General features: G+C 67.1%; 1 protein-coding gene. It reads left to right on the top strand.

The features are described from left to right. Window positions 1–314 precede the first annotated feature (314 nt). Complete coding sequence (locus ACT3SQ_RS19240; RefSeq protein WP_444601619.1) at window positions 315–1157, top strand: transposase; 843 nt, start codon at window positions 315–317, stop codon at window positions 1155–1157. Window positions 1158–1191: the final 34 nt, after the last annotated feature.

Below are 1191 nucleotides of genomic sequence, written 5' to 3'. Positions count from 1 at the left end.
CTGCGCCGCGAGCTGGACCAGACTCAGGAGCGCCTGGATCGCACCGAGACCGCGCTGGAGATCATGGGAAAAGCACGCGCGCTCTTGGAGGACGTCTCCAAGAGCGCGGATACCGAGACCAGGCGCAACAAGCGCTGATGGGCGCCCACGACGAGCTGATCGTCGCAGGGACTACCACCCGGGCCGCGTCGGCCTTGACTGGTATCGCCCGCTCCACAGCAGCTCGCCGCACGGCCCGCCCGCTCCCGCCTGCGCCGCGGGACGCCCCGCCGGCCAACCGGCTGGACTGTGCCGAACGAGCCAGCGTGCTGGCCGTGCTCAACAGTTCCGAGTTCGTCGACTCCACCCCGATACAGGTGTTCGCGACGTTGCTGGATCGTGGGATCTACCTGTGCTCGGTCTCCACGATGTATCGCATCCTGCGGGACAACGCCCAGGTCACAGAGCGCCGCCGGCAGGCTCGTCACCCGGCCCGGGTGGTGCCCGAGCTGGTGGCCACCGGCCCCGGGCAGGTCTACACCTGGGACATCACCAAGCTGCCCGGCCCGGCCAAGGGCGTCTACTACGACGCCTACGTGATGATCGATATCTACTCCCGCTACCTCGTCGGCGTCCACGTCCACGCCCGCGAGTCCGGGCCGCTGGCGAAGGAGATGATGCGTGAAGTGTTCGGCATCCACGGCATCCCGAAGGTCGTCCACGCCGACCGCGGCACCTCGATGACCTCAAAGTCCGTGGCCACACTGCTCTCCGACCTGGAAGTCACCCGGTCCCATTCACGGCCGAAGGTCTCCAACGACAACCCCTACTCCGAGGCGTGGTTCAAGACGTTGAAGTACGCGCCGGTCTTCCCAGACCGGTTCGGATCCCTGGCCGACGCGCGGGCGTTCATGGACGAGTTCAAGGACCGCTACAACCACGAGCACCACCACCAGGGCCTGGGCCTGCACACCCCTGCCGACGTCCACTACGGCCTGGCGACAGCGAAAGCCACCGGCCGCACCGACGTTCTCTCAGCGGCCCGCGCTGCCCACCCCGAGCGCTTCGGCACCAACAACACCCCGAAGATCCTCGCCCTGCCCGACGCGGCCTGGATCAACAAACCCACCGAGAACAAACAGACCGAAGACCAGGCGACCTACGAACCCGCCGCCTGACTCCCACTGGCCCCATTCACCTTGACAACTTCCG

It is taken from the genome of Brachybacterium sp. AOP42-C2-15 (assembly GCF_052377065.1).
Taxonomy (GTDB): Bacteria; Actinomycetota; Actinomycetes; order Actinomycetales; family Dermabacteraceae; genus Brachybacterium.
Note: the sequence above shows the minus strand (reverse complement) of the source record. Positions and strands in the feature narration are given on the sequence as shown.